The 624-nt window shown below is 59.5% G+C and carries 1 protein-coding gene; it reads right to left on the reverse strand.

Annotation, left to right across the window (positions count from 1 at the left end; genetic code table 11):
• The coding region (locus IEX31_RS19185; RefSeq protein WP_373285556.1) for a hypothetical protein at window positions 1–393 on the reverse strand (393 nt) is incomplete at its 3' end.
• Window positions 394–624 lie beyond the last annotated feature (231 nt).

A 624-nucleotide genomic window follows, 5' to 3' on the forward strand; every position in this document is an offset into this window, starting at 1 on the left:
ACACCCCAGGTGGGCAGATCTGTTGGCCATGAGCGGGCAGTTTCCGTGGCCACCAGCGGGCAATTCTGCTGGCCGCCTACGGGCAGTTCGGAATGGCCATTGACAGTAGATCCCGTCGCACGGTACGAGACCGAAATCAAGTCGTTGCCAATACGAGCCGTTCAGGTAGCGCTGTACTTCACGAACCTTCGATGATCCTCCCCCAACGAGGATGTACGCATCCATCGTCATGAGGGTCTTCATGAGCTTGACCGGAACCGTCGCCGTCATCGGCAGGTTGAGGTCAGCTTTGACCTCCATGATCGCGGAGGCCGTGTCCGAGTCCCACACACCGAATTCAGTTCCTCCCCAGTAGCCCTTGCACCACAGGACTGCCTGGAGAATGCCGACCACGTTGGGACGCTGAGCACCCGTCGTCGAGGTGATCTGACCGATCTGCGAGATGAACGCCGAAGTCGTCCCTGGGCCGAAGGTGTCGGAAGTGTTAGTGATTCCAAGCTCAAGCTGTAGGGCGCGAGTTGGCGCGTAGCGCTTCTCGGTACCGATAGTCCAGCGACCTGGTACCGAGGTTCTGGCTAGTTGGTACTCCCGCGCTTGTTCTGGTCTTCTGATCTCGGCGGCGAC

Source organism: Agromyces bauzanensis (assembly GCF_014645655.1).
GTDB lineage: Bacteria > Actinomycetota > Actinomycetes > Actinomycetales > Microbacteriaceae > Agromyces > Agromyces bauzanensis.